This is a genomic window from Blautia sp. DFI.3.45 (assembly GCF_020593505.1).
GTDB lineage: Bacteria > Bacillota > Clostridia > Lachnospirales > Lachnospiraceae > Blautia_A > Blautia_A wexlerae.
The window spans coordinates 25198-50561 of record NZ_JAJDMI010000027.1; the positions used below are offsets into that span (position 1 = coordinate 25198).

The 25364-nt window shown below is 39.3% G+C and carries 22 protein-coding genes; 1 reads left to right on the top strand and 21 read right to left on the bottom strand.

Going from position 1 to position 25364, the window contains the following annotated elements; genetic code table 11:
• Positions 1 to 36 precede the first annotated feature (36 nt).
• From LJE09_RS10760 to LJE09_RS10860, 21 genes are all read right to left on the bottom strand, one after another.
• Complete coding sequence (locus LJE09_RS10760; RefSeq protein ID WP_416386421.1) at positions 37 to 1278, bottom strand: ABC transporter substrate-binding protein; 1242 nt, start codon at positions 1276 to 1278, stop codon at positions 37 to 39.
• Positions 1279 to 1694: 416 nt separating this feature from the next.
• Positions 1695 to 3260: an alpha-amylase family glycosyl hydrolase gene (locus LJE09_RS10765; protein ID WP_243262149.1), complete on the bottom strand. Its 1566-nt coding sequence runs from the start codon at positions 3258 to 3260 to the stop codon at positions 1695 to 1697.
• 432 nt (positions 3261 to 3692) lie between these two features.
• Entirely contained in the window at positions 3693 to 4307 is a 615-nt protein-coding gene (locus LJE09_RS10770) for an ECF transporter S component (protein WP_008705795.1), read from the bottom strand.
• Positions 4308 to 4694: 387 nt separating this feature from the next.
• Entirely contained in the window at positions 4695 to 5867 is a 1173-nt protein-coding gene (locus tag LJE09_RS10775; protein WP_008705797.1) for an NAD(P)-dependent malic enzyme, read from the bottom strand.
• Between the two features lie 199 nt (positions 5868 to 6066).
• The gene (locus LJE09_RS10780; RefSeq protein WP_227311317.1) at positions 6067 to 7821 is read right to left on the bottom strand and encodes a DUF4179 domain-containing protein; all 1755 of its coding nucleotides are present in this window, start codon (positions 7819 to 7821) and stop codon (positions 6067 to 6069) included.
• A gap of 60 nt (positions 7822 to 7881) precedes the next feature.
• Positions 7882 to 8478, bottom strand: coding sequence for an RNA polymerase sigma factor (locus LJE09_RS10785; protein WP_020993416.1), 597 nt, complete (start codon positions 8476 to 8478; stop codon positions 7882 to 7884).
• A 319-nt stretch (positions 8479 to 8797) separates the two neighbouring features.
• Entirely contained in the window at positions 8798 to 9304 is a 507-nt protein-coding gene (locus LJE09_RS10790; protein ID WP_008705803.1) for an HD domain-containing protein, read from the bottom strand.
• A gap of 120 nt (positions 9305 to 9424) precedes the next feature.
• Complete coding sequence (locus LJE09_RS10795) at positions 9425 to 10582, bottom strand: FprA family A-type flavoprotein (RefSeq protein WP_055151612.1); 1158 nt, start codon at positions 10580 to 10582, stop codon at positions 9425 to 9427.
• A gap of 178 nt (positions 10583 to 10760) precedes the next feature.
• Positions 10761 to 11768, bottom strand: coding sequence for a hypothetical protein (locus tag LJE09_RS10800; RefSeq protein WP_195278129.1), 1008 nt, complete (start codon positions 11766 to 11768; stop codon positions 10761 to 10763).
• Positions 11769 to 12180: 412 nt separating this feature from the next.
• Entirely contained in the window at positions 12181 to 12615 is a 435-nt protein-coding gene (locus LJE09_RS10805) for a HEPN domain-containing protein (RefSeq protein WP_195278130.1), read from the bottom strand.
• Positions 12606 to 12959, bottom strand: a complete 354-nt coding sequence (locus LJE09_RS10810) for a nucleotidyltransferase domain-containing protein (RefSeq protein WP_008705807.1) — start codon at positions 12957 to 12959, stop codon at positions 12606 to 12608. The genes LJE09_RS10805 and LJE09_RS10810 overlap by 10 nt, the downstream gene beginning before the upstream one ends.
• 157 nt (positions 12960 to 13116) lie before the next feature.
• Positions 13117 to 13983 carry a protease modulator HflC gene (hflC, locus tag LJE09_RS10815; protein WP_055058728.1) on the bottom strand — a complete coding sequence of 289 codons (867 nt, stop codon included), beginning with the start codon at positions 13981 to 13983 and terminating at the stop codon, positions 13117 to 13119.
• Positions 13984 to 14069: 86 nt separating this feature from the next.
• Complete coding sequence (hflK, locus tag LJE09_RS10820) at positions 14070 to 15092, bottom strand: FtsH protease activity modulator HflK (RefSeq protein WP_227311319.1); 1023 nt, start codon at positions 15090 to 15092, stop codon at positions 14070 to 14072.
• Positions 15093 to 15384: 292 nt separating this feature from the next.
• Positions 15385 to 16212, bottom strand: coding sequence for a sugar phosphate isomerase/epimerase family protein (locus tag LJE09_RS10825; RefSeq protein ID WP_215680274.1), 828 nt, complete (start codon positions 16210 to 16212; stop codon positions 15385 to 15387).
• Between the two features lie 9 nt (positions 16213 to 16221).
• Positions 16222 to 16782, bottom strand: coding sequence for a 6-phospho-3-hexuloisomerase (gene hxlB, locus LJE09_RS10830; RefSeq protein ID WP_022379835.1), 561 nt, complete (start codon positions 16780 to 16782; stop codon positions 16222 to 16224).
• Between the two features lie 33 nt (positions 16783 to 16815).
• The gene (locus tag LJE09_RS10835; RefSeq protein WP_022379836.1) at positions 16816 to 17802 is read right to left on the bottom strand and encodes an ABC transporter permease; all 987 of its coding nucleotides are present in this window, start codon (positions 17800 to 17802) and stop codon (positions 16816 to 16818) included.
• 5 nt (positions 17803 to 17807) lie between these two features.
• On the bottom strand, positions 17808 to 19301 hold the full coding sequence (locus LJE09_RS10840) for a sugar ABC transporter ATP-binding protein (protein ID WP_022379837.1): 1494 nt from the start codon (positions 19299 to 19301) through the stop codon (positions 17808 to 17810).
• Positions 19302 to 19388: 87 nt separating this feature from the next.
• Positions 19389 to 20339, bottom strand: a complete 951-nt coding sequence (locus LJE09_RS10845; protein WP_022379838.1) for a sugar ABC transporter substrate-binding protein — start codon at positions 20337 to 20339, stop codon at positions 19389 to 19391.
• 42 nt (positions 20340 to 20381) lie between these two features.
• The gene (gene xylB / locus LJE09_RS10850) at positions 20382 to 21902 is read right to left on the bottom strand and encodes a xylulokinase (protein ID WP_022379839.1); all 1521 of its coding nucleotides are present in this window, start codon (positions 21900 to 21902) and stop codon (positions 20382 to 20384) included.
• 1 nt (position 21903) lies between these two features.
• Positions 21904 to 22566: a ribulose-phosphate 3-epimerase gene (gene rpe, locus LJE09_RS10855; protein ID WP_022379840.1), complete on the bottom strand. Its 663-nt coding sequence runs from the start codon at positions 22564 to 22566 to the stop codon at positions 21904 to 21906.
• 15 nt (positions 22567 to 22581) lie between these two features.
• A complete protein-coding gene (locus tag LJE09_RS10860) occupies positions 22582 to 23424 on the bottom strand; it encodes a MurR/RpiR family transcriptional regulator (protein ID WP_227311321.1) in 843 nt (280 codons plus the stop codon).
• 490 nt (positions 23425 to 23914) lie between these two features.
• Between LJE09_RS10860 and pepT the strand changes: the two genes are divergently transcribed.
• The gene (gene pepT, locus LJE09_RS10865; RefSeq protein WP_227311323.1) at positions 23915 to 25132 is read left to right on the top strand and encodes a peptidase T; all 1218 of its coding nucleotides are present in this window, start codon (positions 23915 to 23917) and stop codon (positions 25130 to 25132) included.
• The last annotated feature ends 232 nt before the right edge of the window (positions 25133 to 25364 follow it).

Here is a 25364-nt window from a genome sequence, read left to right on the forward strand (position 1 = left end):
GGCGGCAACATAAGCGCCGCCCATAAGTTTCAATTATTAGTTTGCGTATGCACCCTGGATAACCTGTTCCAGTGTCTTAACGAATCCGGCTTCATCAAGGCTGCCAGATGCATAGTCAGCAAATACCTGACCTGTATAGTTCTGTGCAAGTCCTTCTTTCTGCTCTAACCAATGCCAAGCAGATGTCTTTCCAGCAGATACATAATCAGTGATTGTCTGAGCAAATGGATCATCACCAACGATTGTGCAGGACTTGAACGGGCTTACGAAACCAGCTTCTTTAACAAGAACTTCCTGAGCTTCATCTGTTGTCAGCCACTGAAGGAATGCTTCTGCTGCTTCTACATTACCATCTTTATATACTGACCACCAGGATGGAGAGTTTGTAAGGATTGTATCAATTCCATCTTCAAATGCGTATGGAATCATACCAACTTCGAAATTACCAGCTTCTTTATAAGCATCTGCATCATCACCTGTCATAGTTGCACCGATCCAGGAGCCCTGAGTAACGAATGCATATTTACCAGATGAGAAGTTAAGGATCTGCTGATCATATGTACCGGATACAAGAAGTGCCGGATCTGAATACTGATTCAGAAGACCTACAAAGTTAGCGAAATCTGTTAAACGATCTTCGTCAACCTTACCGCCATCATTGAGCATATCAATATAAGTAGTGTCATCTCTGTCAAGACCTGAATCCAGATAGTTTCCAAATAAGTGGTTACCTGTTGACCAGTAAAGGTTAACTGGTTCTGCTGCATAACCTACAACTGCTGTCAGTCCAAGCTCATCTTTCTTGGAATCAATTGTCTCAAATGCTTCTTTGATTGCATCAGGACCTGTTAATGTAGAAGGATCAATTCCTGCTTTGTCAAGGATGTCTTTGTTATAAGCAAGACCGATTGCTTCTGTTGTATATGGGAAACCGATTGTACCCTGCTTTTCATCAACATAAGCTGCATCTGTGTCAGAAGCCCATTCCTGATCACTCATATCTACTAAAAGGTCTGTCCAGTTAGCGAAGTCTGTAGCACCACCGTTTACGAAGATGTCAGGCATATTATCTGACTGATAGTATCCTTTCAGAGTACCCTGGATATCGATTCCGCCGCCCATGGATTCGATTTCTACTTTAGTTCCTGTTTCTTTCTCATACATTTCAGCTAATTTCTTCAGCTGAGCGTCAACTTCGATCTTACCGTTTACAAGACGAATACTGTCACCGTCTGCTGCCTGTACGGATACTGCTGCCGGAACCATTGATGCGATCATAGATACTGCTAAAAGTGTTGCAAATACTTTTTTCTTCATTTTCGTCACCTCGTCATTTTTTTAACTGTTTCTTTTTACCTTTTGCGCATAAGGTTTTTTGATAGTTGTATAATACCACTTTGTTTCTGAAATAGCAATACCTTTTTCGCATAAGTTTGAATTTTTTTATCTTTCTTTTTCGTCATTTGTTAAATATGCACAATTTATTTTTTCTATCTTATTACACTATGTCCAAAAAAGTGCTACTTTGAGGTCAAAAAAGTGCATACTCTTTGGGTTGCGTCCTATAACTTGCAATTCTTTCCTTTCACCAGACAGATAAAAGGCTCCTGTTCAGAACATTACGGAGTAATATCTTATAACATAATAAAACCGGCAAAAGCCGGAAGTCTTGCTTCCTCTTTTGCCGTTTTTTTTTAATTTTCTACTTTTAAAAATGTAGCGGATGCTGCCGGTACTTTCCATTTACCATCTGCATAAGCTGCTTCTCCATTATTGGAATAGACTGACTGCGCATGCTGCGGAATCTGTGCATCACATTCCACATCCTGTCCGGATGGGTTGAGTACAATATAAATCGTCTCATCTTTTCCGGTTCTTTTGTATACTAACGGGTATGCAGATTCTTTTACATATACAAATTCCATAGGTGCTGTATTCTGTAATGCCTGATGTTCTTTTCTTACTGCGATCAGTTTCTTTACTTCATCATACAGGCTATTCTTTCCCGCAAGTGCGTCCTCTGCTGTCGGACGGTCTTCATCAGGATCGATTTGGATGTAAAGTTCCTCTGGTTTGCAGCTTGAGAATCCTGCATTTGCGCTGTGATCCCACTGCATTGGGCTTCTGGATCCTGTGCGGTTGAAACCACCCTCCACAGATTTGATTCCTGAGAGATATTTCATACCGATTTCATCACCGTAATAGATGAAAGGTGCACCAGGTACAGATAACAGAAATGCAAATGCGATCTTGATTTCTTCATCATCCAGAGTTTCTTTAATACGGACCATATCGTGGTTTCCGGATGGAATGCAGATCAGTCCTTCTCTGTTGGTAGCTGCATAGTTTTCTTCATAAGTTTTGACAAATTCAGAGATATCTCCTTTTCCTCTTCTGGAGAAATATGGTTCTTCTACACGGAACAGGTCAAGATAATGAGATGGCCCGAAATGAAGAAGGAAATCCATATGGAATCCGCCTCTTAATGAATGTCCCGGTTCGCCCCATTCTGAAAGAAGCGCACATTCCGGAAATTCTTCATCCATAAATTTACGGAAATCCTGCCATAATGCAATCGTTCCCTCCTGATCATCATCATTCTTTACCAGAGATCCGGCCATATCTACACGGAATCCGTCACATCCCATAGACATCCAGAAACGCATAACATCTTTCATCGCTTCTCTGGTCGCCATAGGTCCCGGTGCGTCCATTGGCTGCTGCCATTCTTTGTCACATCTTGCGAAGCCAAAGTTCAGAGCTGGCTGTACAGAGAAAAAGTTTACTGCACAGCAGCCATTTCTGTCTGAAAATCCTCGAATACTTCCTGTGATACTTCCTACATCTTTGAAATCATCCCATATATCATCGGTCCATACATAACGGTCTGTATATTCATTTTTCTCTGCTTTACAGGATTCTCTGAACCATTCATGATCTGTAGAAGTATGTCCCGGTACGAGATCAAGCAGGACTTTCATTCCTTTTTCATGAGCTTTCCGGAACAGTTCTTTTAAATCCTCGTTTGTTCCGTAACGCGGAGCTACTTTCTTGTAATCTGCCACGTCATAACCTGCATCATAAAACGGAGAAGCAAAACACGGATTTAACCAGATTCCGTCACATCCTAAGTTCTTGATATAATCCAGTTTGCGGATGATTCCCTGGATATTTCCGATCCCGTCCCCATCTGTATCCAGAAAAGTCTGTGGATAAATTTCATAAAATACGATGTTTTCTAACCATGATGGCATTCCCATTATAAAAATCCTCCTTTAAATGTTTTTCTTTAAATGTTTTTCTTTATATGCCTGCACAATTGATTATACAGAAAAATTTTCTGAAGCAAGAAAAACTCTTGTCTTTTGCAGCAATTTTTTTACAGTAATTTGATTATATCTCGATTATTCAGGAATCTCCTCTGAAATTTTGACTAATTTTTATACTATTTTGACTTTCTATAACCAGAAGTCTCAATTACATCAGTTAGTTTTCTGAGTGAAGTCATGTCAATCTTCTATCTTCTATCTTCTTATAGCAGTCCTTATAAATAATGCATCTTAATCCTGCCCGGAGAGCTTTATCATGTTACAGGAACATTACTGAGCAATTTTCTACAACATAATAAAACAGCATTTCAGGTTCTGCACCCGAAATGCTGTTTTATTATGTCTTATTCATTTTGTATCCGTTTATGCTGCCTGTTCTTTTTTCTTACCGGTAACTGTAAGCAGATGACTTTTGATCAGTACCGGACGTACTGCATTGTAGATCACTGCTACCAGGATCACAGAAACAACTGCATTGAATAATGTCGCTACAGCACTCATTTTTGCAAGTGCCTGTGCCAGTTCCTGAGGCTGTCCGAGAATATACTGTTTGTAGAAATATCCTACGATCGGATCTGCCACAACATTAAATGCAAGACCTGCTACAGAAGCAATCACACTCCATTTGAAAACATATTTCTTATCTGTACTTTCATTAATCTTTGCAATCTTATGTGCTACCAGACCTGTGATCAGGCCAATACAGAATTTCAGTACAAATGTCTTTGGTGCGCCTGTGATATATACAGGATCCATCAGGTCTGCGATTCCCATTCCGATGGCACCGGATAATCCGCCGTATACACCGCCGATCAGAAGTGCTGCCAGTACGCAGAATGCATTTCCAATATGGATGGATGTTGCATCACCGCCCGGTACAGGAATCTTAATCTGCAGGAATGTAAAAGATACATAGCATAACGCAGCCATAAGAGCTGTCTCTGCAAGTTTTGTAATTGTGCTGTTCTGAGTATTCATAATAACTGTCCCCTCTCATATGATCTGATAGAAGGCCCATATCAATAAGCCAGATTGCCTGTTTGATTCTCACTATCAGATTTTTTATATATTGACGCATCAATATGTTGAAGTTATCATACGCGAAATGTGTCATTATTTCAATGACCAATTTTTTGAATTTTTTAGAGGTCAGATTGGATATTATGTAAAAGAATCCTGCTCGCAGGATTCTCCGACTGCGGCGGGTCGCTTCAGCGACATAATTCCTCTCCGTCGCAGTGCGATCCTGCCCGGAGGGCCTTTTTGTGTTATAGGAACATTACGGAGTAATTTCCTATAACACAAAAAAGCCCTCCGTCTGCATGCTGCTCACATGAAAACAGAGGGCTTCATTATTCTATTTGCTTAGATTCTTGCTACGCCTGATTTTCTTGCTGCTTCTGCTACAGCTTTAGCTACAGCGTCTTTTACGCGTGGGTCAAATGCTGCCGGAAGAATATATTCCGCTGTTAATTCTTCGTCACTTACCAGACCTGCGATTGCATATGCTGCTGCAACTTTCATTTCATCGTTAACATCTGATGCTCTTGCGTCCAGTACACCACGGAAAAGTCCCGGGAAGCAGAGTACGTTGTTTACCTGGTTCGGGTAATCAGAACGTCCTGTGGATACCACTGCTGCGCCTGCTGCTTTTGCTTCGTCAGGGAAGATTTCAGGTACCGGGTTTGCACATGCAAAGATGATAGGATCTTTTGCCATTGAGCGGACCATATCCTGTGTCAGTGTTCCAGGTGCGGATACACCGATGAAGATGTCTGCGCCTTTGATCACTTCTGCAAGAGTACCTTTCTCTTTGTTGAAGTTTGTAATCTTAGCCATCTCTTCTTTAATCGGGTTTAATCCTTCTCTGCCTTCGTAGATTGCACCCTTTCTGTCTGTCATGATTACGTTTTTAAGTCCCATGGACATTAACAGTTTGATGATAGCGATACCTGCAGCACCTGCTCCGGAAGTAACGATCTTCACTTCATCAAGCTTCTTGCCAACCAGTTTCAGCGCATTGATAACACCTGCAAGTGTGATCACTGCTGTTCCGTGCTGATCGTCATGGAAGATCGGAATATCACAGCATTCTTTCAGTTTCTTTTCGATTTCAAAGCATCTTGGTGCGGAAATATCCTCAAGATTGATTCCTCCAAAGGATCCTGCCAGGAGGCTTACTGTCTTAACGATCTCATCAACATCTTTACTGCGGACGCAGAGCGGAATCGCATCTACACCGCCAAATTCTTTAAAGAGTACACATTTACCTTCCATAACAGGCATACCTGCTTCCGGTCCGATATCTCCCAGTCCAAGTACCGCGGTTCCGTCTGTTACAACAGCAACTGTATTCCAACGTCTTGTCAGATCATAGCTCTTGTTTACATCCTTCTGAATCTCCAGACAAGGCTGAGCAACACCCGGTGTGTAAGCAAGGCTTAAAGCATCTTTGGAATCTACTTTGGCTCTTGATACAACCTCAATTTTACCTTTTAAGTCATAATGCATTTTTAAAGATTCTTTTGCGTAGTCCATTTTGTTTTGGCTCCCTTCTGCACTCTTTTTTTGAGACGCCTACATTGTAACATTAACTCGGCTCAGATTCTACTGTTTTTCTGACCTTTTTTTATCAAAATAACTAAAACAGCATCTTTCTGCAGAAAATTGTGAAGATGCTGTTTCAGTTACGGGACTTTATCATCTGATATCAAGGGCAAAAAGGAGCTTTATATCATTATTTATCTGTATCAAAATGTACTTCTGTATCGGCAACTGCCCGCTCATCCAGGAGCTGTTTGAAGGTCTTGGTCTTTGCTTTTTCTTCGTAGTCATCGGACCAGTAGTAGCCTTTCAGCTCATCCATATACTCATAGTAATCACAAAGATAGATATATACTGTTGAAATATCCCTGTCCTGTATTGCATAGGTGCCCGCATTACCGTTTGCCACTCCGCCATCTGGCAGTATATCTCCATTGGCATCCAGCATAACAGCAACATATTTTGTTTCCGGATCCTGCATTTTCATAGTAATTTCAAATGGTGTTTTCGTAATGGAGAGAACGCCGTCTCCATTTTCATCCACCACATTTACATCCTTTTCAACCGTATCAGAAGTATTTTTCTCTACATCTACGTTGAACTTCCAGTCACCCTTCAGTGTCCATGAGTTATATCTGTTATTACCTTCATTTGCCTCAGGATATCGTTCATAATACTCATTCCACATCTCAGTGAAAAACTGATGTTCCAGATTCTTCTGCTCTTCTGTCAGGCTTTCATAATCTGCATCATCTGTGCTGATTCCATGCTCTGCCATTTTCTGATTATATTCATCCCACAGATCCTGAGGGATATCCGGAGTGGTATCCTGGTCATCCGGAAGAGTACCCACAATATCTTTCAGATCCATCTCCATGGTAAACCTGTCAGGTACTTTTATGTCTTTGACATAATCGCTGATTGCCGGACCTCCCACCTGAGGAAGCTTCTCATCACTGTATTCATCCATTCCCAGTGTCTGGGCTAACTTGTCAAAACTAAAATCCTCAGAATCTACATCAATCCCTTTTTCTTTGAAAAATGCATTACGCACCTCATAAAATTTTGTCCATCCTGCCTCATCCACTGTCATATCTTCTACAGGAATACGCAAAACTCCTGCATAGGTGTTATCATCCAGCATTTTTCCATCCAGATAAGCATTGAACAGATTACTTTTTTCATCCATGTAATCATATTTCACTGTAGAATTCTCGCTGAGCTTAATATTGGGTTTTCCATCAGGTGTAATGAATGTATCCGGAAATTTATCCTCTGTATGGATTGTCATGGACAAGTACAGAGCCATTTCATTACAGTATACTTCTGAAAGCGTGACAGTTGTTCCATCTACTGTTTTACTGTATGATTCATTGTCTTTCGTTTTATCTGCATTGTTATTTTCTGTTGTATTCTGATCCTCAGCCTGAGCACTTTGAGGATTACCTCCGTCCTCCTGACTTTCATCAGTATCTGCCAACTCTCCATCTTCTGCAGAATCTGTCAACTGCTTTGCATATTTCGAATAATCGCCATAAAATCCCATGGAATTACCGAGCTGCTTAAATACATTTCCAACCAGAGGGATGTTCTCTGCAAATGCCGGATTTGTGATACATACTGTTGAAAATACAGCTGCAGCTGCAGTCAGTCCCAAAGCTGTTTTGTATACTGCCTTAAATTTCTTGTGCGATTTTGCTTCTCCGGCTGATTTCTTTCCGGAACTTCCTGTTGATTTTTCTGTTGATTTCTCCTGTAATCTTTGCACCATATTCTCTGTATTTTCCGTATGTCCAGAAGCTGCTGCCATTTCTCTGATTCTGGAAAATGCTTCGTTTTTTGCATCTTCTGCCTGCTTTGGCAACGGAAAATCTGCCTGCATGATTTCCTCTATCACATTGTCATTTCTGTTATTCTTTTCTTTATCAAAATCCAACTTCTTCGCCATGATCACTTCATTCCTTTCTTGAACTTACTGTTATGTTTCCTGCTGTTACTGATCCTGTTCTCAGATTTTCATTCTGATATTCTGCAAACCTTCTGCTATACCTGTGAATTCTCTGTTTTTCTTTTTTTTCTGCTGCAGTCTCTTCTTCTGAATATTATCTTCTGCTGAAGTATATTCCTGCTTTAGCTGCATACGGGCTCTGACCAGTCTGGTTTTTACGGTGTTTTCATTCATATTTAATATAGAAGCAATGTCTGCGATCCGAAATCCCTCTACATAATACAGAACCAGTATGATCCTGTAGGATTCGTCCAACATTCCAAGCATTTCCTTGAACTCAAATTCCTCAATGGACATATCCTGTCCGGGGACTTCCGGAAGTTCTTCGGCTCTGCTGAAATTTTTGTAGTGTCTGTGGATTTTATTGCATTCATTGATCAGGATACGGATCATCCAGGTTTTGAAATATTCCGGATTCTTCAGTGTATGTATTTTTTCAAAGCAGGTAAGTATGGTATCCTGTATGGCATCTGCGGCATCCTCATCATTATCCAGGATTCCCCTTGCCACCTTGTACATTGCCAGAGAATTCTTTTCCATCAGTTCCAGAAATGCATCCGCATCTCCTGAGATGGAGCGTTTTACCAACTGTATCAAATGCTGATCCTCCTTGCTTAAAGTTTTATGTGTTACTGTTTACTTCATGTCCAGTAGCTCTTATGTTTTTACAAATATGTTTCATTCGAATGAAGCTTTGTTGTTTTGTTTTACACTTATTAGATGGGGAAATATAAAGAAAAGTTTCATATCTTTTAACTAAATTTTCAGGTGTGAGATTTTTTATATTTATTATAACCTCTCATCCGCATATAATTGTAATACAAACAAATTATAAGCCCTGAATTTTCCCACAAAAAAAAACGGCACATTTCTGCACCGGTTTTTATCACTCATAATCTTTCTTAATGTTTTCCTTTTATTCTTCAGCATTCAATCTCTTCTGATACATAGACTGGAGCAGGAATTTTCCTGTCTCTGTTTTGAATACTTTTTCCAGCATGTTTCTCACATTGTTTCCGGAAAAATTACTCTCATCTGCATTTACCAGATAATCTGCCTCTATCATAATCTGATAATCAATACCATCGATTCCGGTTATTGTATGATGATGACTTACAATATAAGAAACACGATCTACAAATTCTTTCGGCAGATCTGAATCTGCGAAAAATTCCTCTAGCAGTGCCGCACTTTCTTCTTCCTGATGTTTGCCGTTGGCATTTCCGTATTTTACTCTGCAGAGAGGGCAGGCAATGTCGTGGACAACCGCAGTCACCTCCACCAGCTTCTGCTGCTCCGGTGACAGATTTTCGCCTTCTGCGATTGTTTTTGCATATGCGTATACTTTCATGAAATGGCTGATGTCATGAAGATCTCCCTTGGAATACTCTACCATTTTTTTTACAACTTCTGCTACTGTCATGTTTTGTTCCTGCCTTTCTCTTACGGGTTTAGTTACTTGTGCACTCCGTTCTCAGTAACCGGGTTTATCTTATTCTGAAAAACAGCAGAATCTTTCGATCCTGCTGTTTACAATTATCAATTATTTGCAAAGTTCCTCTGCCATAGCCTCAATCTCTGCTTCGTTTGCTTCGCTTAAGGAAGAAGTGATCTTTACATTATTTTCAAGCCATGTGATATTTTTACTCTTTTCAAACATTCCCTGCATGATTCTTGCTGCTGCAGGTGCCCAGCTTCCGTTTTCGATGAGACCGATAGTACGGTTCTGGTAGCTACGTTCTGTAAGGTTCTCTATGTAGGTACGCATAAACGGGAAAATATCTCCGTTGTATGTAATTGTGGCAAGTACCAGCTTGCCGTAACGGAAAGCATCTTCCACTGCTTCTGCCATGTCATCTCTTGCAAGGTCAAATACAGTTACTTTCGGGCATCCTTTTTCTTCCAGTTTCTGTGCCAGAAGTTCTACTGCTTTCTTTGTGTTTCCGTAAACAGATGTATAGGCGATCACAACACCTTCGCTCTCTACTTTGTAGGAGGACCAGATATCATATTTCTCAATGTAATGTCCCAGGTTCTCTGTGAGGATTGGACCATGAAGCGGACAGATTGTCTGGATATCCAGAGTTGCGGCAGCTTTCAGAAGCTTCTGAACCTGTGCACCGTATTTTCCAACGATTCCGATATAGTAACGACGTGCTTCGCCGTCCCAGTCTTCTTCTACGTCAAGTGCTCCGAATTTGCCGAAACCGTCTGCTGAGAACAGAACCTTATCAGTGCTGTCATAGGTAACCATAACCTCCGGCCAGTGAACCATTGGTGCAAATACGAAAGTCAGCACATGTTTTCCAAGTGTCAGACTGTCACCGTTTGCAACCACCAGTTTCTTTCCGTCCAGATTCAGGTTTCTGAAGAAATTTCCCATCATAGTGAAGGTCTTGGTATTTGCAACTACGGTTGTGTCAGGATATGCTTTCATGAAGTTCTCGATATTTGCGGCATGATCCGGCTCCATATGCTGTACTACCAGATAATCCGGTTTCGCACCGTCCAGAACTCTGGCTACATTTTCAAGCCATTCATCTTTGAAATTAGCATCTACGGTATCCATAACTGCAATCTTTTCATCCATGATCACATATGAGTTATAGGACATACCGTTTGGCACTACATACTGGCCTTCAAACAGATCTATCTGATGATCATTTACACCTACATAATAAATATCATTTCCGATTTTCATGATAACATGTTCCTCCTTAGCGATATCAGGGCCGGTCAAATCCGGTTAAAAATTCCAATTTTTTTATTTCTGAACCTATTATATCCACATTCATATCGTTCGTCAAGTTGCATTTTATCTCTAAAATTTCATCCCTTAACTCACATATAAAAAGTAATACTATAGTTTTATTTAATATCTATTCTGACAGAATTCCATATTCCTTATATAACCGTTTTCGAGTCTCTGCGTTTGTCACAACAGACTGTATTTCTGCACTTCTTCCATCCATAATCAAACGATTAAGCAAAGTGCTTAACCGTTCTTCGCCGATTGCTTCTCCAATTGCTCTGCCCTTTGCTTCTCCAATTGCTCTGCCCCTTGCTTCTCCAATTGCTCTGCCCCTTGCTTCTCCAATTGCTTTTGCCTCTGCTTCCGCCTCTTTTTGAAGCCGTTCAAGCCTTTCAGATTCCAGTTCAAGAACTTTTCCACCCATAATCTCACCTATTCCTTTCCGGACTGTCTTTTCATTCTGACATATATAGTCCGCTATTTTTATGATCAGTTTATTTAAATTCATGTATAAAGCCGTCTTATCTGCTCCTGAAAGTTCTCTTTCCAGATTTATCCGGATTTCCTCATAGTCATTTAGCAAACTCTGGAACATTTCCGGATTCTCACTCATTTCATGAATATCCTTTTCATATCGCATAATATAAAACGGCAGAAGCATCAGTAAATTTTTTTCAAAAATACTGTCTCTCGTATATGTCTCCAGTTTCATTGTCGGAACCCGATAATGTACTATGTTCTCATCCGGAAGCACCATCTCTATCTCCAGAAAATCCGGCGTATTCTTTCCGCTTCTCAAATATAATACGCAGGACTTTGGAAAATCCATCCTGTATTTGCGTCCCTGTTTCTGTGCATTTTCGATTGCTATGGAGAAATCATATTCTATCATACGAATTGCCATAGTTGTATCGTCTACACTTTGACATTCAATATGATACAATTTACCAGCAATCTTTAAACAGGAATCCGTGATAATCTCTCCGTTTTCCTGCTGATGTTCATTGCGCAACTGCACAATCGGTACATTCTCCGGATAAGAAGTATGGAATACTTCATTAATCAAAGGTACTGCCAGATATGGCATTTTCTCAATCATTGTACGAAATACATCATCAAATATCGTATTATTCATTAGATACCTCACTTCTATTCTAACATACGGTAACAATGTTTGAATACCCAATTTGTACAAATATCATAAATCGGATAATCTTTATCTTTCGTACATGCTTTCATAAAGGGAAATAGATGACCGGCTGGTCTGGAACTCAGATATATAAATTCAGTGTAACAAACGCATGCTGTTCCGTCAATCAATAGTTTTCGACACATCAACACTACTTTTGAAAATTTATTCCTTACGTTTCAGTAACAAATTCTCAGTTCACAATACACAAGGCTGTCACACTACATAAGCAATTAGTGTAACAGCCTCTTTTCTATTCTCTGAGATCAGGCTCATGAGATCTTGCCGTCTTTCATTTCAAATACAGTATCAACGATATTCATAGTAGATTTTCTGTGTTACGTAACGTAATTTCTGTTTATACCTCACACTTTTTTAATTCTCGTTCTAACTCTAAAACTTCTGTTCTGCACAATTCTATTGCATCATTACAGGTTTCCACATCATCACCATCTATCTCTATGCTATCGTCACCAGGATATCTGGTTGAAAAATAAAAACCATCTATCATTCTCATATGTGTCTGCGTATTTTTTGAAAACTCTGCTCCCATATTTCCTTTTAGAAATTTCATCAGTCTGTTCAGACTATGTGTACGCAAAATATTTTCAAAATCTTTCTGTTGCATAGCATCATCCGGTTTATAGTATTCTGAGATCAGATGCTTCATATATTTTTCGCATATTCCCTGTGCCATGGCACCCATCATATTTGCCACTATCCCCGCATCATAAGAGACCTTAAAATATTGAAAATCATTTTCTGCAAAATCAAAATAACTGTTCAAGGCCATATCTGAATTCCTTCCTTTCGCACATTTGTATAATACAGCATTTTGTTTCTTTTCCAGTCATCGCCAACTACAATTTTCAGATCCGTTTCTGCATCATCCAATTCCTCAGAGGATACTTCTGATTTTAGAAGATAAAGATATTTTTTAAGTTCCGGCCGGGAGCGGAATGACTCTGACAGTTCCAGAAACAGATCAACATCACTGCTATATTTCTCTTCTCCCCGTGCACAACTGCCATACAGATATATTGTCTTAATATAAGGCCTTATGCATGATGACTGAATAGTTCGTAAAGCATACTCCGCTGCATCTCTCTGCCGTTTTGATCTGATACATGTCAGCATTTTCTATCCCTCCGTTTTCTCTGTATATTATTTCCAGATTGTACTTACATTTTTTGCTTCAGGATTTCTTTGTAAAAAAATTATAACATTCCTTATCTTCTATGTCTATCTTCCATTTATTTGGTGAAAAATTAGAGTGTATTATTGTTACTTTCTTTTATTTTCCTTCAAAGATCTGAGCGATCGGTGAATCTGCAGACAGTATCACTGTTTTGTCCTCACCTTTCATAGATGTCTTCAGCGCATCCAGGCTTCTCACAAATGAATAAAACTCACTTCTGTCCTCTTCTCCATAAGCCTGCGCAAGAATTTTCATATATTCCTGCTCCCCTTCCGCCTCCAGGATCTCTGCCTGTTTTTTAGCATCAGAAATCTGGATTGCTACTTCTTTGTCGGTTTTATTTCGAATCACCTTTGCTTCAGAGTTTCCCTCTGCCTTGTAAGTCGCTGCAATATTATCTCGTTCAGATATCATTCGTTCATACACAGCTTCCTTATTATCATCCGGCAGATCCAGCTGCTTGGTTTCGAATTTAAGAAGCTCAATTCCATACTGATCCATGTTTGTTCCTATTGCCTCCATAACCATATCAGACAGTTCTCCGTCACGGCTTGTGATCACCTGATCCTGTGACATACTGCTGATCGCATTTTTAGTGGCATTATACACAGCAGTATTAATTCGGCTTTCACCACTTTCCACAGAAGAGTTTAATGTCTGTGCAAATTTAAGCGGGTCGCTGATTTTCCAGAGAACATAGCTGTCGCTGATCATCGTTTTCTTATCTTTTGTAATTACATCAGATGCTGCCAGATCATACAGCAGTGTTTCCTTTGGCAATGACTGTGTACTCTCTATAAATGGAATCTTAAAACTGATTCCCGATGAGCTGATCACCCTGTCAACCTTACCAAACTGACGGATCAGCTTATATTCATTTTGCTGAGTTACTGTTACCGACGCTCCGACAGCTACAACCACTGCAGACACACCAATTAATATTCCAATTTTCTTACCTTTCATAAATTAGTCCTTTCCAAATTATATCTCTATCTTTCGTATTTCATTTACCAAAACACTTTTTATATGAAATATTTTCTGTCATTTCTTTATTCGTTCTCAGAATCATTTAAATCTTGTGTGTCCTGAGCAGGATCCGTGTTCAGTGTCTCTGCCGGATTCTCTGAACTGTTCCCTGTAAAAGAATCTAGCGGCAGAACCTTCTGCACTCCATCTCCATTATCAATCACAATCTTCATTCCCGGCAGCACATCTTCCATTGCCTCATAGAACATACGCTTCTTTGTGATCTCCGGATTCTTGACATACTCCTCATACATGGCATTAAAACGTGCAACCTCAGCTTCTGCTTCATTAATCCTTACCTGCTTCTGCGCCTCAGCATCCTGAATGATCTGGTCTGCTTCTGCCTCAGCCTCCGGAAGCTTTTCGTTTCTGTATTTATTGGCATTATTCAAAGCAGTTTCTTTTCCCTGCTTGGCAGTTTCTACTGCTTTAAATGCTTTCATAACCTCCTGTGTGGGTGGTTCTGAATCCTGGATTGTGATATTCACAAGCTGAATCCCCAGATCCTGTTCCTCCATCTGCTTCAGGATCATTTCTTTAATCTTACTCTGGATCTCACCTTTTCCGGTGGTAAGCACTTCATCCACATCATAACTTGCGATTACTGTACGGATACAGCTTTGAGAAATATTTTTCAGAATATCTTCCGGTTCCTCTGAATTATAAAGATATTTTACCGGTTCTAAAATTCTGTACTCAACAAAGAAATCTACATCAATAAAGTTATAATCCGAGGTAATCATAATGCCCTCATTCTCAACCACCGAATTATCTCCCATACTATATCCAATAGGAAATCCCTGGATCGTTGTATTTACTTTCTGTACTTTCTGTATAAAAGGAAGCTTAAAATGCAGTCCTGTTTCTGCCACTGCCTTCGGCACTCCGAAAGTTGTCAATACTGCCTGTTCCTGCTCCTGGATCTGATAGGTAGCATCTCCTGCAAGCCCTGCAATAATCACCAACCCTGCTGCTCCTATTACAATACGTTTCACATGTTTTCCCGGCTTCTGTAATTTTTTAAATGGATTTACTCTTTCGTTCACTTTTCTCCTCCGTTTCACCATTTGACATAATTAAATTTTTTGCTTCTAAAAATTTCTGAAGAAAAGAAAAAGACTTTCATTTCAGACATAACATGAGCTCTTCTCTTAATGTCTAAAACAAAAGTCTTGCCGATTATATCATAATGCGGGCATTCTTAATCTGCCGTTCTGACGCATTTATGTACCATTTATAGGAAAAACAAGTCCAGTTCTTCATAACGATGGCCGCTACTCCCTTTTCTTTGAGCAGCATCATATCATAACTATTTACAAAATGCAAGAAATATTTTTCTCAAACGCCCCATACAGTCCTCAGCGTTTCCAAATCCTTATTTATAATTTGCATCTGATTCTGCTCATTACATTTTCTCAACGGAAGCAGGTTATAATAATTCTCAATGATGATCCATCCTTCATAGCCATGTTTTTTCAGGATTTCCATCTGAGGGAAGAAATCTGTGTTTCCCTCTCCCAGCAGACAGCCGCCTGGTTCATTGATACCATCTTTTACATGAAGCTGACTATCCATATACGGATAAAGACCTTCAAGCTGTTCACACTGGTTCATATTAAAATTAAATTTGAAGTTCTGTGTATCAAAGTGTACTGTCAGATTCGGCATACGGATTTCTTTCAGCAGCTGAATTTGTTCTTTATAATCCAGCGCATTTTCTGTCATAACAGTAATATCTTTCCTAATCGCTTTTTCACAGATAAATCTCAGTGCATCCTTTGTTGCTTCTACATGAGATTCTTCTGTAATCAGATTTCCAAGGAAGTTTGGAACCATGATCTTGGATATTCCCATTTCTGCCGCTACCTGAACTGCCAGTTCCATCTGGTCATACGCGATCTTTCCATTCTCTGTATCTTTTCCATGGATAAATTCATGATCCATCACATCATTAAGAACAATAGACGGATATTCGATTCCTAACCTGTTTCCCTCTTCAAGATACGCTTCCTGAACCTGTTTCTGAGCTAACGGATAACCCCATTCATAACTTCCAAGTTCAAGTTGAATTCCATCCAGTCCAGCTTCCTTTGCAATCTGTGGTCCAAAATATCCACCACCAGGAAGTCCCCATGCCACACAGCCAAATTTAATCTTTTTCTCCATATATGCCACCTACTCTAAATTTGCATGATTCTTAAACATTTCTTCTTCTGTTTTTCCAAGTTTCTTCATAAGAATCATAATAACTGCGTCATAAACGATCCAACTCATCTGTTCAAACGCATTTCCCATAGGCTGAGCAGATTCACTTGTATCTTCCAGGTTACTCTTTGGAGTTGCACCCGGAATTACGATACAGCTTTCACATACCTTGCCAATGGAAGCTTCCGGATGAATTGTTACTGTCACAACAGATGCTCCTGCTTTTTTTGCTTTATTTGCCATAACAATCAAACTGTCAGTTTCTCCTGAACCTGAACTGATAATAAGAAGATCTTTTTTTTCAATTGCCGGTGTTGTCGGTTCTCCCACAAAGAATACTTCCAACCCCAAATGCATCAGGCGATTTGCAAACCCTCTTGCTACAAACCCAGAACGTCCAGCTCCTGCTACAAAAATATGCCTAGCTTTAATAATCTCATTAGCAAACTTTTCAAGTGAAGAAGAAGAAATATGTTTTGCATTTTCTGTCAATTCTTCAAGAATTTCCTCCAGTATAATTGAATTTTCCATTTCTATCATCTCCTTTTCCATTGCCTTTTTTATTCAGGCTTTTATTTTTCTGGAAAATTTGAATCCGGTCTGTTTAAACCAGTCAATATAAACTGCAATCAGAATTACAATACCCTGTACAATATACTGCCAGGAAGAGTCAATACCAAGAAGGTTCATACCATTTTTCAGAACACCGATTACAATTGCACCGATAACAGTTCCTGCGATGGTACCACGACCTCCGTTCATACTTGTTCCACCAAGAACAACTGCAGAAATCGCATCCATTTCAGCTCCGTCTCCCAGTGTCATCATTGCAGTAAAAGTACGTCCTACTGTAAGGATTCCTGCTAAAGATGCAAGTAACGCACTATATACAAATACGAAAAATGTAACCTTTTTTACATTAATACCAGAATATTCAGCAGCCTGTTTATTACCACCAACTGCATAAATATGACGGCCTAATTTTGTTTTATTAAGGATAAAAGAAGAAACTGCAATTACTGCAACAATACAATATAACTGAATCGGAATTCCAAAGATAGTACCCATTCCCCAAAAAGTATAGCTGTCATCAAGAACAGAAATTGTCTGAGCCTTTGTATAAACACGGGCAATACCACGACCGATATTCATCATTGCAAGAGTAACGATAAATGCCGGAATATTTGTAGAAGAAACAATGTAACCGTTAATAAGACCAATTACAACTCCAGCAAGGATTCCTCCAAGGATACCAACATAAACAGGAAGTCCATTCCATGAAATGAGTCCTGCACTGATACATCCTGAAACCGCAATTACTGATCCTACAGAAAGATCAATTCCTGCAAGCAGAATTACGAAAGTCATTCCACATGCCAGAAACAAATTGATTGTAATCTGTCTGACTACATTAAATAAGTTTGTAACTGTTGCAAAACTGCTGGTTGTAAAACTTAATACAACGCAAAGAATAACCAGTCCCGCAAGAATACCCATATTAGATTTAATTGTCTGTATTACAGATAAATTTTTCCAGTTTTTATTTTCCATAATCGTCACCCTATTTCCTTTGTCGCAAACGCCATAATTTTTTCCTGATTAAATTCATTTCTGTTCAATATTCCTGTGGTGTGTCCCTGATTCATTACCACAATACGATCGCACATGTTGATCAGCTCCGGCATCTCCGAAGATATGAAAATAATTGATAAACCTGTTGCTGTCAGATCATCAATCAGATGATAAATATCTGATTTTGTTTTTACATCAATGCCTCTTGTCGGCTCGTCCAGAATAAGAATTTTTTCTGTGACCAGAAGCCATCTGCTGATAATAACTTTCTGCTGATTACCTCCTGAAAGCTTTCCTATTTCCTGCTCTATAGAGGAATATTTTGTCTGCATAACTTCATCAACATATTTTCTGGCAAGTTCAATTTCTTTCTTCCTGTTATATCGGCCTTTTTTCAAAAATTTGTCCAATATTTCAATCGTTGCATTAAAACGTATTCCCTGGATCGGATAAATTCCTGACTGCTTTCTGTCTTCCGGAACAAGTCCGATTCCTGCATTTATTGCAGTTTTTACATTTTTAATATCAACTTCTTTATTTTCAATATAAATATGTCCGCTATCCTTATGACGAAGTCCAAAAATACATTCCATTGTTTCACTTCGTCCGGATCCAACCAGTCCTGAGAACCCAAGAACCTCTCCTCTTCTCAGTTCAAAATCAACATTTTTTACTTCTTTTCCAGAAGCAAGTTTTTCTACCTTGAGAATAATATCATCTGAATAGTTTTCATGTTTCTGATACAAATCTCCAAGTTTTCTTCCAACCATGAGCGCCACCAGATCATCATGTGTGGTCTCTTTTGTAACTACTGTATCGATATATTCACCATCTCGCATAACTGTGATACGATCAGTGATTGCATCCAATTCAGCCATTCGATGACTAATATAAATAATTCCAACATTCTTTGCTTTTAAAGCTTTGATCGCCTCAAAAAGAGCATCTACTTCATTTTCTGTCAAAGATGAAGTCGGTTCATCCATAACGATTATTTTTGCGCCAAAGGAAATAGCGCGAATAATTTCTACCATCTGCTGCTGTGCAATATTTAAATCTCGGATAAATTGAGTTGATTTCAGATCAAGGTGCATAGAATCCAAAAATCCCTGCGCCATTTCATTCATTTTCTTTTTATCGACAGTACCTGCTTTTGTTTTTGGTTCCTGTCCAATAAAAATATTTTCTGAAATTGTCATATCTGGAATCAACATCAGTTCCTGATGTATAATACGAATTCCGTGCTCTTTTGCGCTCTCAACACCTGTAATTTCTACTTCTTGTCCATCAACCAGAATCTGTCCGCTGTCTTTTGTATAAACTCCACCGAGAATTTTAATCAATGTAGATTTTCCGGCACCATTTTCACCTAAGAGAGCATGAACCTCACCTGCTTCCAGTTCCAAGTGATTGTTCTTCAGCACAGAAACTCCGGAAAAAGACTTACAGATATTTTTCATTTCCAATAAATGTGCCATAAATTTTCTCCTCTAAATAACAAACATTTCCCACCTTTTTCTATATGGGGCAAAAATGGGTGCAGCCTACGCTGCACCCGCTCAGATTTACTGCCAGTCAGCGTCTAAATATTCATCAATATTTGAAGAATCAATTGCAAATGCAGGTACATCTACTTCGAATTCTTCCGGTTTTTCCCCTGCGATAAGAGTTTTAGCTGCCTTATAGCACTCTTTACCAATTGTAATCGGGGACTGAGCTGCTGTCATACGATAAATGCTGTTGTCTTTAGCAATTACTTTCTTAGCTTCTGGAGCACCATCAACACCGTAAACATATACTTCTTTTCCAGCTGTCGTAAGTGCTGCATATGCCCCCATACCAGCCTGGTCATTAATGGAGAAGATTGCCTTTATATCTGGGTTAGCCTGGATGATATCACTTGTGATTGTCTGTCCTTTTTCTACAGTTCCCTCTGCATCAAATGTTGCCACAACATCAAATCCTTTTCCTTCAATTGTATCTAGGAATCCCTGTTCACGATCGTTGCAGGCATTGTTTGCAGGATAATCAAGAACTGCAATTTCTCCACCATCCGGGAAATCTTCAATCATTGCTTCTGCACAAAGTGCACCAGCCTGATAATTATCAGTTGCAACATAAGAACCAACCAGATCAAGATTAGATACAGAAGTATCAAAGTTTACTACTGGAATCCCTGCTTCGTCTAATTTCTGCAGTGCAGGTTCAATTGCATCTTTGTCAACTGGATTTAAAAATACTGCTGAAACACCCTGTGCAATAAAGTCTTCAATAATCTGAATCTGTTTTGCGCTGTCCTGCTGAGCATCCACTACAACTGTTTTATTTCCATCAGCTTCTGCTTCTTCTGTGATGGAATCTGCAACTGTTTTAAAGAAATCCGATTCACACCAATATGTAACTCCATAAGTCTGTCCACCATCTTCAGCTGCAAAAACACTTGCCGGAATTGTTGTTACTGCCATTGCTGCTACGCCTGCTGCCATCATAAGTTTTGTTACCAGTCTTCTTTTCATTGTAAAGTCCTCCTGATTTTAAATAATTTATATAGTTTTTGTCTAAAGCTCATAGAGAGCATGTAGATTCTCTTTTATGTTCTCATAAAATCTATCATAAATTTTATGGAACTTCTCGTATTCCTCTGCTTCTTTCAAATCGCATTCAGTAATTCCATCTTCTTCAATAAAAGCATCGCATGCTTCCTGTATCGAAGAATAAATTCCAGCTCCAACTCCGGCCAGAATTGCTGCACCGTATGCCGGTCCCTCTTCCTGCTTCAATGTATGTACATCGCATTTATAAAGATCTGCCATAATCTTTCTCCATACAGGACTTCTGCTTCCGCCTCCGCATGCACGCATGGACACAACCTCTGTTCCCAGTTTCTTCAAGATTTCATTACAGTCTGCAAGGGAATAAACAACGCCTTCCATAATTGCCCTAAGCATATGTGCCTGTCCATGTATGATATTCAGTCCGATAAATGCACCTCTGTATTTGGGATCAATATGAGGTGTTCTTTCGCCCATCAGAAATGGCAGATAAATCAATCTTTCGCTTCCTAACGGAATATCTTTTGTAAGTTCATTTATCTTGTCATAAAATGATACATTTTCCTCTTCTGCTTTCTGAATCAAATCCCGACAGAAATTATTTTTCATCCATTCAATCGAAAGACCTGCCGACTGAGGACCTCCCATTGTATGCCAGCACCCAGGCACTGCACAGCAGCACAAATGAAGTGCACCTTCAGGAATTTCCTGATATTTTTTCAGATGAGTATATACAATACTTGAAGTACCTATTGTTGTAAAAGCCTGCCCCTCTCTTACAATACCTGTTCCAATTGCTGCACAGGCATTATCACTTCCTCCGGCAACCACAACTGTTTCTGTTGATAATCCACACTTCTCTGCAATTTTCGGTAAAAGGTTTCCAACAACTTCCGGTGATTCATACACATCTCCAAGAAGTTCTCTGTCTACTTTCAAAAAATCAAGAATTTCCTGCGACCAACATCTGTTTTTTACATCTAACATCTGCATTCCACTGGCATCTGATGCATCTGTCGCATACTTACCAGTAAGAATAAAGCGGACATAATCTTTTGGAAGCATAATGTGTCTGCACTTTGCAAAAAGCTCCGGCTCATTTTCTCTTATCCAGAGGATCTTTGCTGCCGTCCATCCTGCCATTGGCGGATTCGCTGTGATCTTCATCCATTTTTCCATTGGCAGTTCCAGCATTTCCTCTACCTGCTTCGTAGCTCTCTGGTCACACCAGATAATGGATCTTCTTATAACCTGATTCTCCTCATTCAACATCACAAGTCCATGCATCTGACCAGAAATTCCAATTCCCCGCACATCTTTTCCATTAACCTGACCTTTTTCAACTACACTTTTAATTGTTGAAATCGCTGCTTCTGACCAGTCTGATGGATCCTGTTCTGCCCATCCGTTTTCAGGCTGATACATTGGATATTTGACAGACGCTTCGGCTACGATTTTTCCATTCTGATCTACCAGAATCGTCTTTGTCGCACTGGTTCCCAGATCCACTCCAATTACGTATTTCATCTTATTCCTCCATGGCTGCCTGTTGCTTCATATTGGCAATGTTCTCTGCAAGATTTCCATTAAATAATGCCTTTCCTGAAACAATGATATTTGCTCCGGCCTTTATTACTTTTCCTATATTCCCACAGTTGATACTTCCATCAACTTCTATATCTTTCCACTCTCCGGTATCTGTTGACCGTCTTCTGATATCTTTTATTTTGTCAAGTGTATCTTCAATAAAGTGCTGGCCATCTCTTCCCGGATGAACGGTCATAACCTGTATCACATCTGCAAGCTTCCAGATTTCTTCTGTAAGAACTTCTGCCGAGGTTTCCGGATTCAGAACAATTCCTGCACGAATTCCACATTGCTTTATTTCTTTTAAAGTTTCTGCTACATTGCTGCAGGCCTCATAATGAACAGATATTACATCAGCTCCAGCCTCCTGCATTCTTTTTACAAATCGAACAGGTTCATTTACCATCAGATGAACATCAAATACCAGATCAGCTACACCTTTCAATCCATGAATCATTTTCATTCCACATGCCAGATTCGGTACAAAGCTTCCATCCATTACATCTATATGAACATATTCAGCTCCGGATTTTTCCATTGTTTTTAATTGTTCTCCCAGGCATTTATAGTCTGCTTCCAGTAAGGACGGTGCTATAATGCACATTATTGATCACCTCGTTTATATTTTATTACAGTCAATTACTGTCTGAATTTTCTGAAATTGTTTTTTATAACCTTTGTTTATTTTCGTCGTATATCCCAGATAAAGTGCATCCAATATAAACTGATCTGAAACTCTTCTGGTTACTTTATCTCTTCCCACTGTCAGGTCATTTACTGCCGTAAATAAACTGATATCTGTATATCTGAGAAGAGGAGATTTATTCATTTTTGTAATACTAATTGTAACTGCACCTCGCTCTTTTGCGATTTTCATTGCCTCTACTACATTTCTGGATCTACCCTCATAAGAGACAGCTAACGCAACGTCTTCACTTGTAAGATTGCCTGCAGTCATCATCTGCAGCATTACGTCACTATGTACGGAACACGGAATCCCCAATCTTCCAAATTTCATGTATGCCAGCTGACATACTGCAAAGGCATCTCCAACACCGAAGAAATGTATCTCTCTGGCTTTAAGAAGAGCATCCAATGCTTTTTCATAATTTTCGTCATCTGCCAAAACTAATGTATCACTCAACATCTGTACATTACTCTGATAAACCTTTTTCAAAATCGTCTTCATATCGTCTGATACTTTAATATCTTCTGAATGAATTTCCATTCCTTCTGCCAAAGCTCTGATGAAATCCTCCTTCATAGAAGAATATCCATCATATCCCATTCTTTTACAGAATCTGATAATTGATGCTTCACTGCTTCCTGATTCTCTTGCAATCTCTGCAAGCGTTAAATGTGTAATTGCTTCCGGGTTTTCAAGTAATGCAGATGCTATTGCTTTCTCTGCTCTTGGTAACGACGGTAACAAAAATCTGATGCGAACAAATAAATCATTCATATGGCGTGCACTCCATTTCTACTTCATTTATTTAATTTCACTTTGAAGTTTTTTGTTGATTAGAATATAGCATTCTGTTTCAGTGAAGTAAATATCTATAAATATTTTTGTATATTTCCACGTTTTGGCGTGTGTTTTTTGTTGATTACATCCAATTTTTTGGTTGATTTGACGTTTTTACATTTTATTTCACTTCATTTTGAAATTTACAAACACTTAAATACTTCATTTTATTTTTGTAATACGAAGTATAAGCTATAAATATATATAATACCTGTATTCATTTCTATCACTTAGATTCTTTTTTACCTCGACATTTTTTTGAAATATTTCAGAATAATTTTTAGCGATGATCCCTGCTCTCTTTTGAGAAACAGAGCTACTGACTACTGACAAGAAATATTTTTACGTAAACTCCATAACATGTTATACTTACTATACAATGCTAAGATAAATATCTATCTCAGCCCAATACCAGGAGGATTAATTCATGAAAGCATACGAACGCTTATTATCTTATGTAAAAGTATTCACTCCAAGCAGTGAAGAAACCGGTACTTCCCCATCTACACAATATCAGTTTGACCTTGCCAGACTGCTGGTTCAAGAATTAAAGGAACTGGGTGTGAAAGATGCCGATGTAGATGAACATTGCTATGTCTATGGACATATTCCGGCAACCAGAGGATATGAATCCCGCCAAAAACTGGGCTTTATCGCTCACATGGATACAGTCTCTGATTTCTGCGATCATCCGGTTACTCCGGTTATCACTCCGAATTATGACGGCAAAGACCTTGCACTTGGAACCAGCGGCAGAATTCTCTCCCCGAAAATGTTCCCTCATCTCTCCACATTAAAAGGCAGAACTCTCATTACTTCCGATGGAACCACCATCCTCGGTGCAGATGACAAAGCCGGAATTGCCGAGATCATGACAATGATTGAGACCCTCAATGACAATACTATTCCGCATGGTCCCCTCTGTATTGCATTTACCCCGGATGAAGAAATAGGAATGGGACCAGCCCATTTTGATATAAAAAAATTTGGAGCTGATTTTGCTTATACACTTGATGGTGATACAGAAGGTGAAATCCAGTATGAAAACTTTAATGCTGCCAAAGCAGTAGTAGAATTTACCGGTGTAAACGTACATCCAGGTTCTTCTAAGAATACAATGGTCAACGCAGCACTTGTTGCCATGGAATTCAATTCCATGCTCCCTTCCGCTGACACACCAAGAAATACGGAAGACTATGAAGGATTTTTCCATCTCTATTCCATAAAGGGAGATGTCTCACACGCTGCTCTCGAATATATCATTCGTGACCACAATGCAACTACTTTTGATGTCCGTAAGAAAACTATGGAACACATCACTAAAATTTTAAATGAAAAATGGGGAAAGGGAACTGTCTCACTTACCATCACAGAACAGTACCGAAATATGAAAGAAATTATCGACACCTGCATGGAACTAATCGAGCATGCAACTGTAGCATGCAAGGAATGCAATATCCCGCCGCTTATCACCCCGATCCGCGGAGGCACAGACGGCGCCCAGTTAAGCTTTATGGGTCTCCCATGCCCGAATCTCGGAACAGGAGGACATGCTTATCATGGACCTTATGAACACATTACTGTTGAAGGAATGGATATTGCTGTAGATGTAGGATTAAAGATTATCGAATTATTTTATAAATAATTTCGATTACAATATCCCCTTGTTGTTATTTTAACCGCTAAATTAATCTTAAATAATTTTGCGATTAACGTAACAACAAGGGGATTATCTATAAACTCGGAATATTTTTTTTACATACAAAAAAACCAGCTAACTGTTAGCTGGTTTCTCATTGTATCTTCAAAACTACATACATGCTGACATTTCCTTGAGATTCATTCTTCCTGCGATTCTTGGTCAAGCCCTCACCCGA

Excerpts from the sequence above, each read along its gene's own strand:
- LJE09_RS10825 (WP_215680274.1), bottom strand. The coding sequence starts at position 16,212 with ATGGAGAAAAAGATTAAATTTGGCTGTGTGGCATGGGGACTTCCTGGT.
- LJE09_RS10765 (WP_243262149.1), bottom strand. The coding sequence starts at position 3,260 with ATGGGAATGCCATCATGGTTAGAAAACATCGTATTTTATGAAATTTAT.
- pepT (WP_227311323.1), top strand. The coding sequence starts at position 23,915 with ATGAAAGCATACGAACGCTTATTATCTTATGTAAAAGTATTCACTCCA.
- LJE09_RS10775 (WP_008705797.1), bottom strand. The coding sequence starts at position 5,867 with ATGGACTACGCAAAAGAATCTTTAAAAATGCATTATGACTTAAAAGGT.
- LJE09_RS10800 (WP_195278129.1), bottom strand. The coding sequence starts at position 11,768 with ATGAATAATACGATATTTGATGATGTATTTCGTACAATGATTGAGAAA.
- hxlB (WP_022379835.1), bottom strand. The coding sequence starts at position 16,782 with ATGGAAAATTCAATTATACTGGAGGAAATTCTTGAAGAATTGACAGAA.
- LJE09_RS10845 (WP_022379838.1), bottom strand. The coding sequence starts at position 20,339 with ATGAAAAGAAGACTGGTAACAAAACTTATGATGGCAGCAGGCGTAGCA.
- LJE09_RS10810 (WP_008705807.1), bottom strand. The coding sequence starts at position 12,959 with ATGCTGACATGTATCAGATCAAAACGGCAGAGAGATGCAGCGGAGTAT.
- LJE09_RS10760 (WP_416386421.1), bottom strand. The coding sequence starts at position 1,278 with ATGATCGCATCAATGGTTCCGGCAGCAGTATCCGTACAGGCAGCAGAC.
- LJE09_RS10835 (WP_022379836.1), bottom strand. The coding sequence starts at position 17,802 with ATGGAAAATAAAAACTGGAAAAATTTATCTGTAATACAGACAATTAAA.
- hflC (WP_055058728.1), bottom strand. The coding sequence starts at position 13,983 with ATGAAAGGTAAGAAAATTGGAATATTAATTGGTGTGTCTGCAGTGGTT.
- LJE09_RS10860 (WP_227311321.1), bottom strand. The coding sequence starts at position 23,424 with ATGAATGATTTATTTGTTCGCATCAGATTTTTGTTACCGTCGTTACCA.
- rpe (WP_022379840.1), bottom strand. The coding sequence starts at position 22,566 with ATGTGCATTATAGCACCGTCCTTACTGGAAGCAGACTATAAATGCCTG.
- LJE09_RS10770 (WP_008705795.1), bottom strand. The coding sequence starts at position 4,307 with ATGAATACTCAGAACAGCACAATTACAAAACTTGCAGAGACAGCTCTT.
- LJE09_RS10795 (WP_055151612.1), bottom strand. The coding sequence starts at position 10,582 with ATGAAAATCGGAAATGATATTTATTATGTAGGTGTAAATGATCATCAG.
- LJE09_RS10840 (WP_022379837.1), bottom strand. The coding sequence starts at position 19,301 with ATGGCACATTTATTGGAAATGAAAAATATCTGTAAGTCTTTTTCCGGA.
- LJE09_RS10805 (WP_195278130.1), bottom strand. The coding sequence starts at position 12,615 with ATGGCCTTGAACAGTTATTTTGATTTTGCAGAAAATGATTTTCAATAT.
- LJE09_RS10780 (WP_227311317.1), bottom strand. The coding sequence starts at position 7,821 with ATGGCGAAGAAGTTGGATTTTGATAAAGAAAAGAATAACAGAAATGAC.
- LJE09_RS10790 (WP_008705803.1), bottom strand. The coding sequence starts at position 9,304 with ATGACAGTAGCAGAAGTTGTAAAAAAAATGGTAGAGTATTCCAAGGGA.
- xylB (WP_022379839.1), bottom strand. The coding sequence starts at position 21,902 with ATGAAATACGTAATTGGAGTGGATCTGGGAACCAGTGCGACAAAGACG.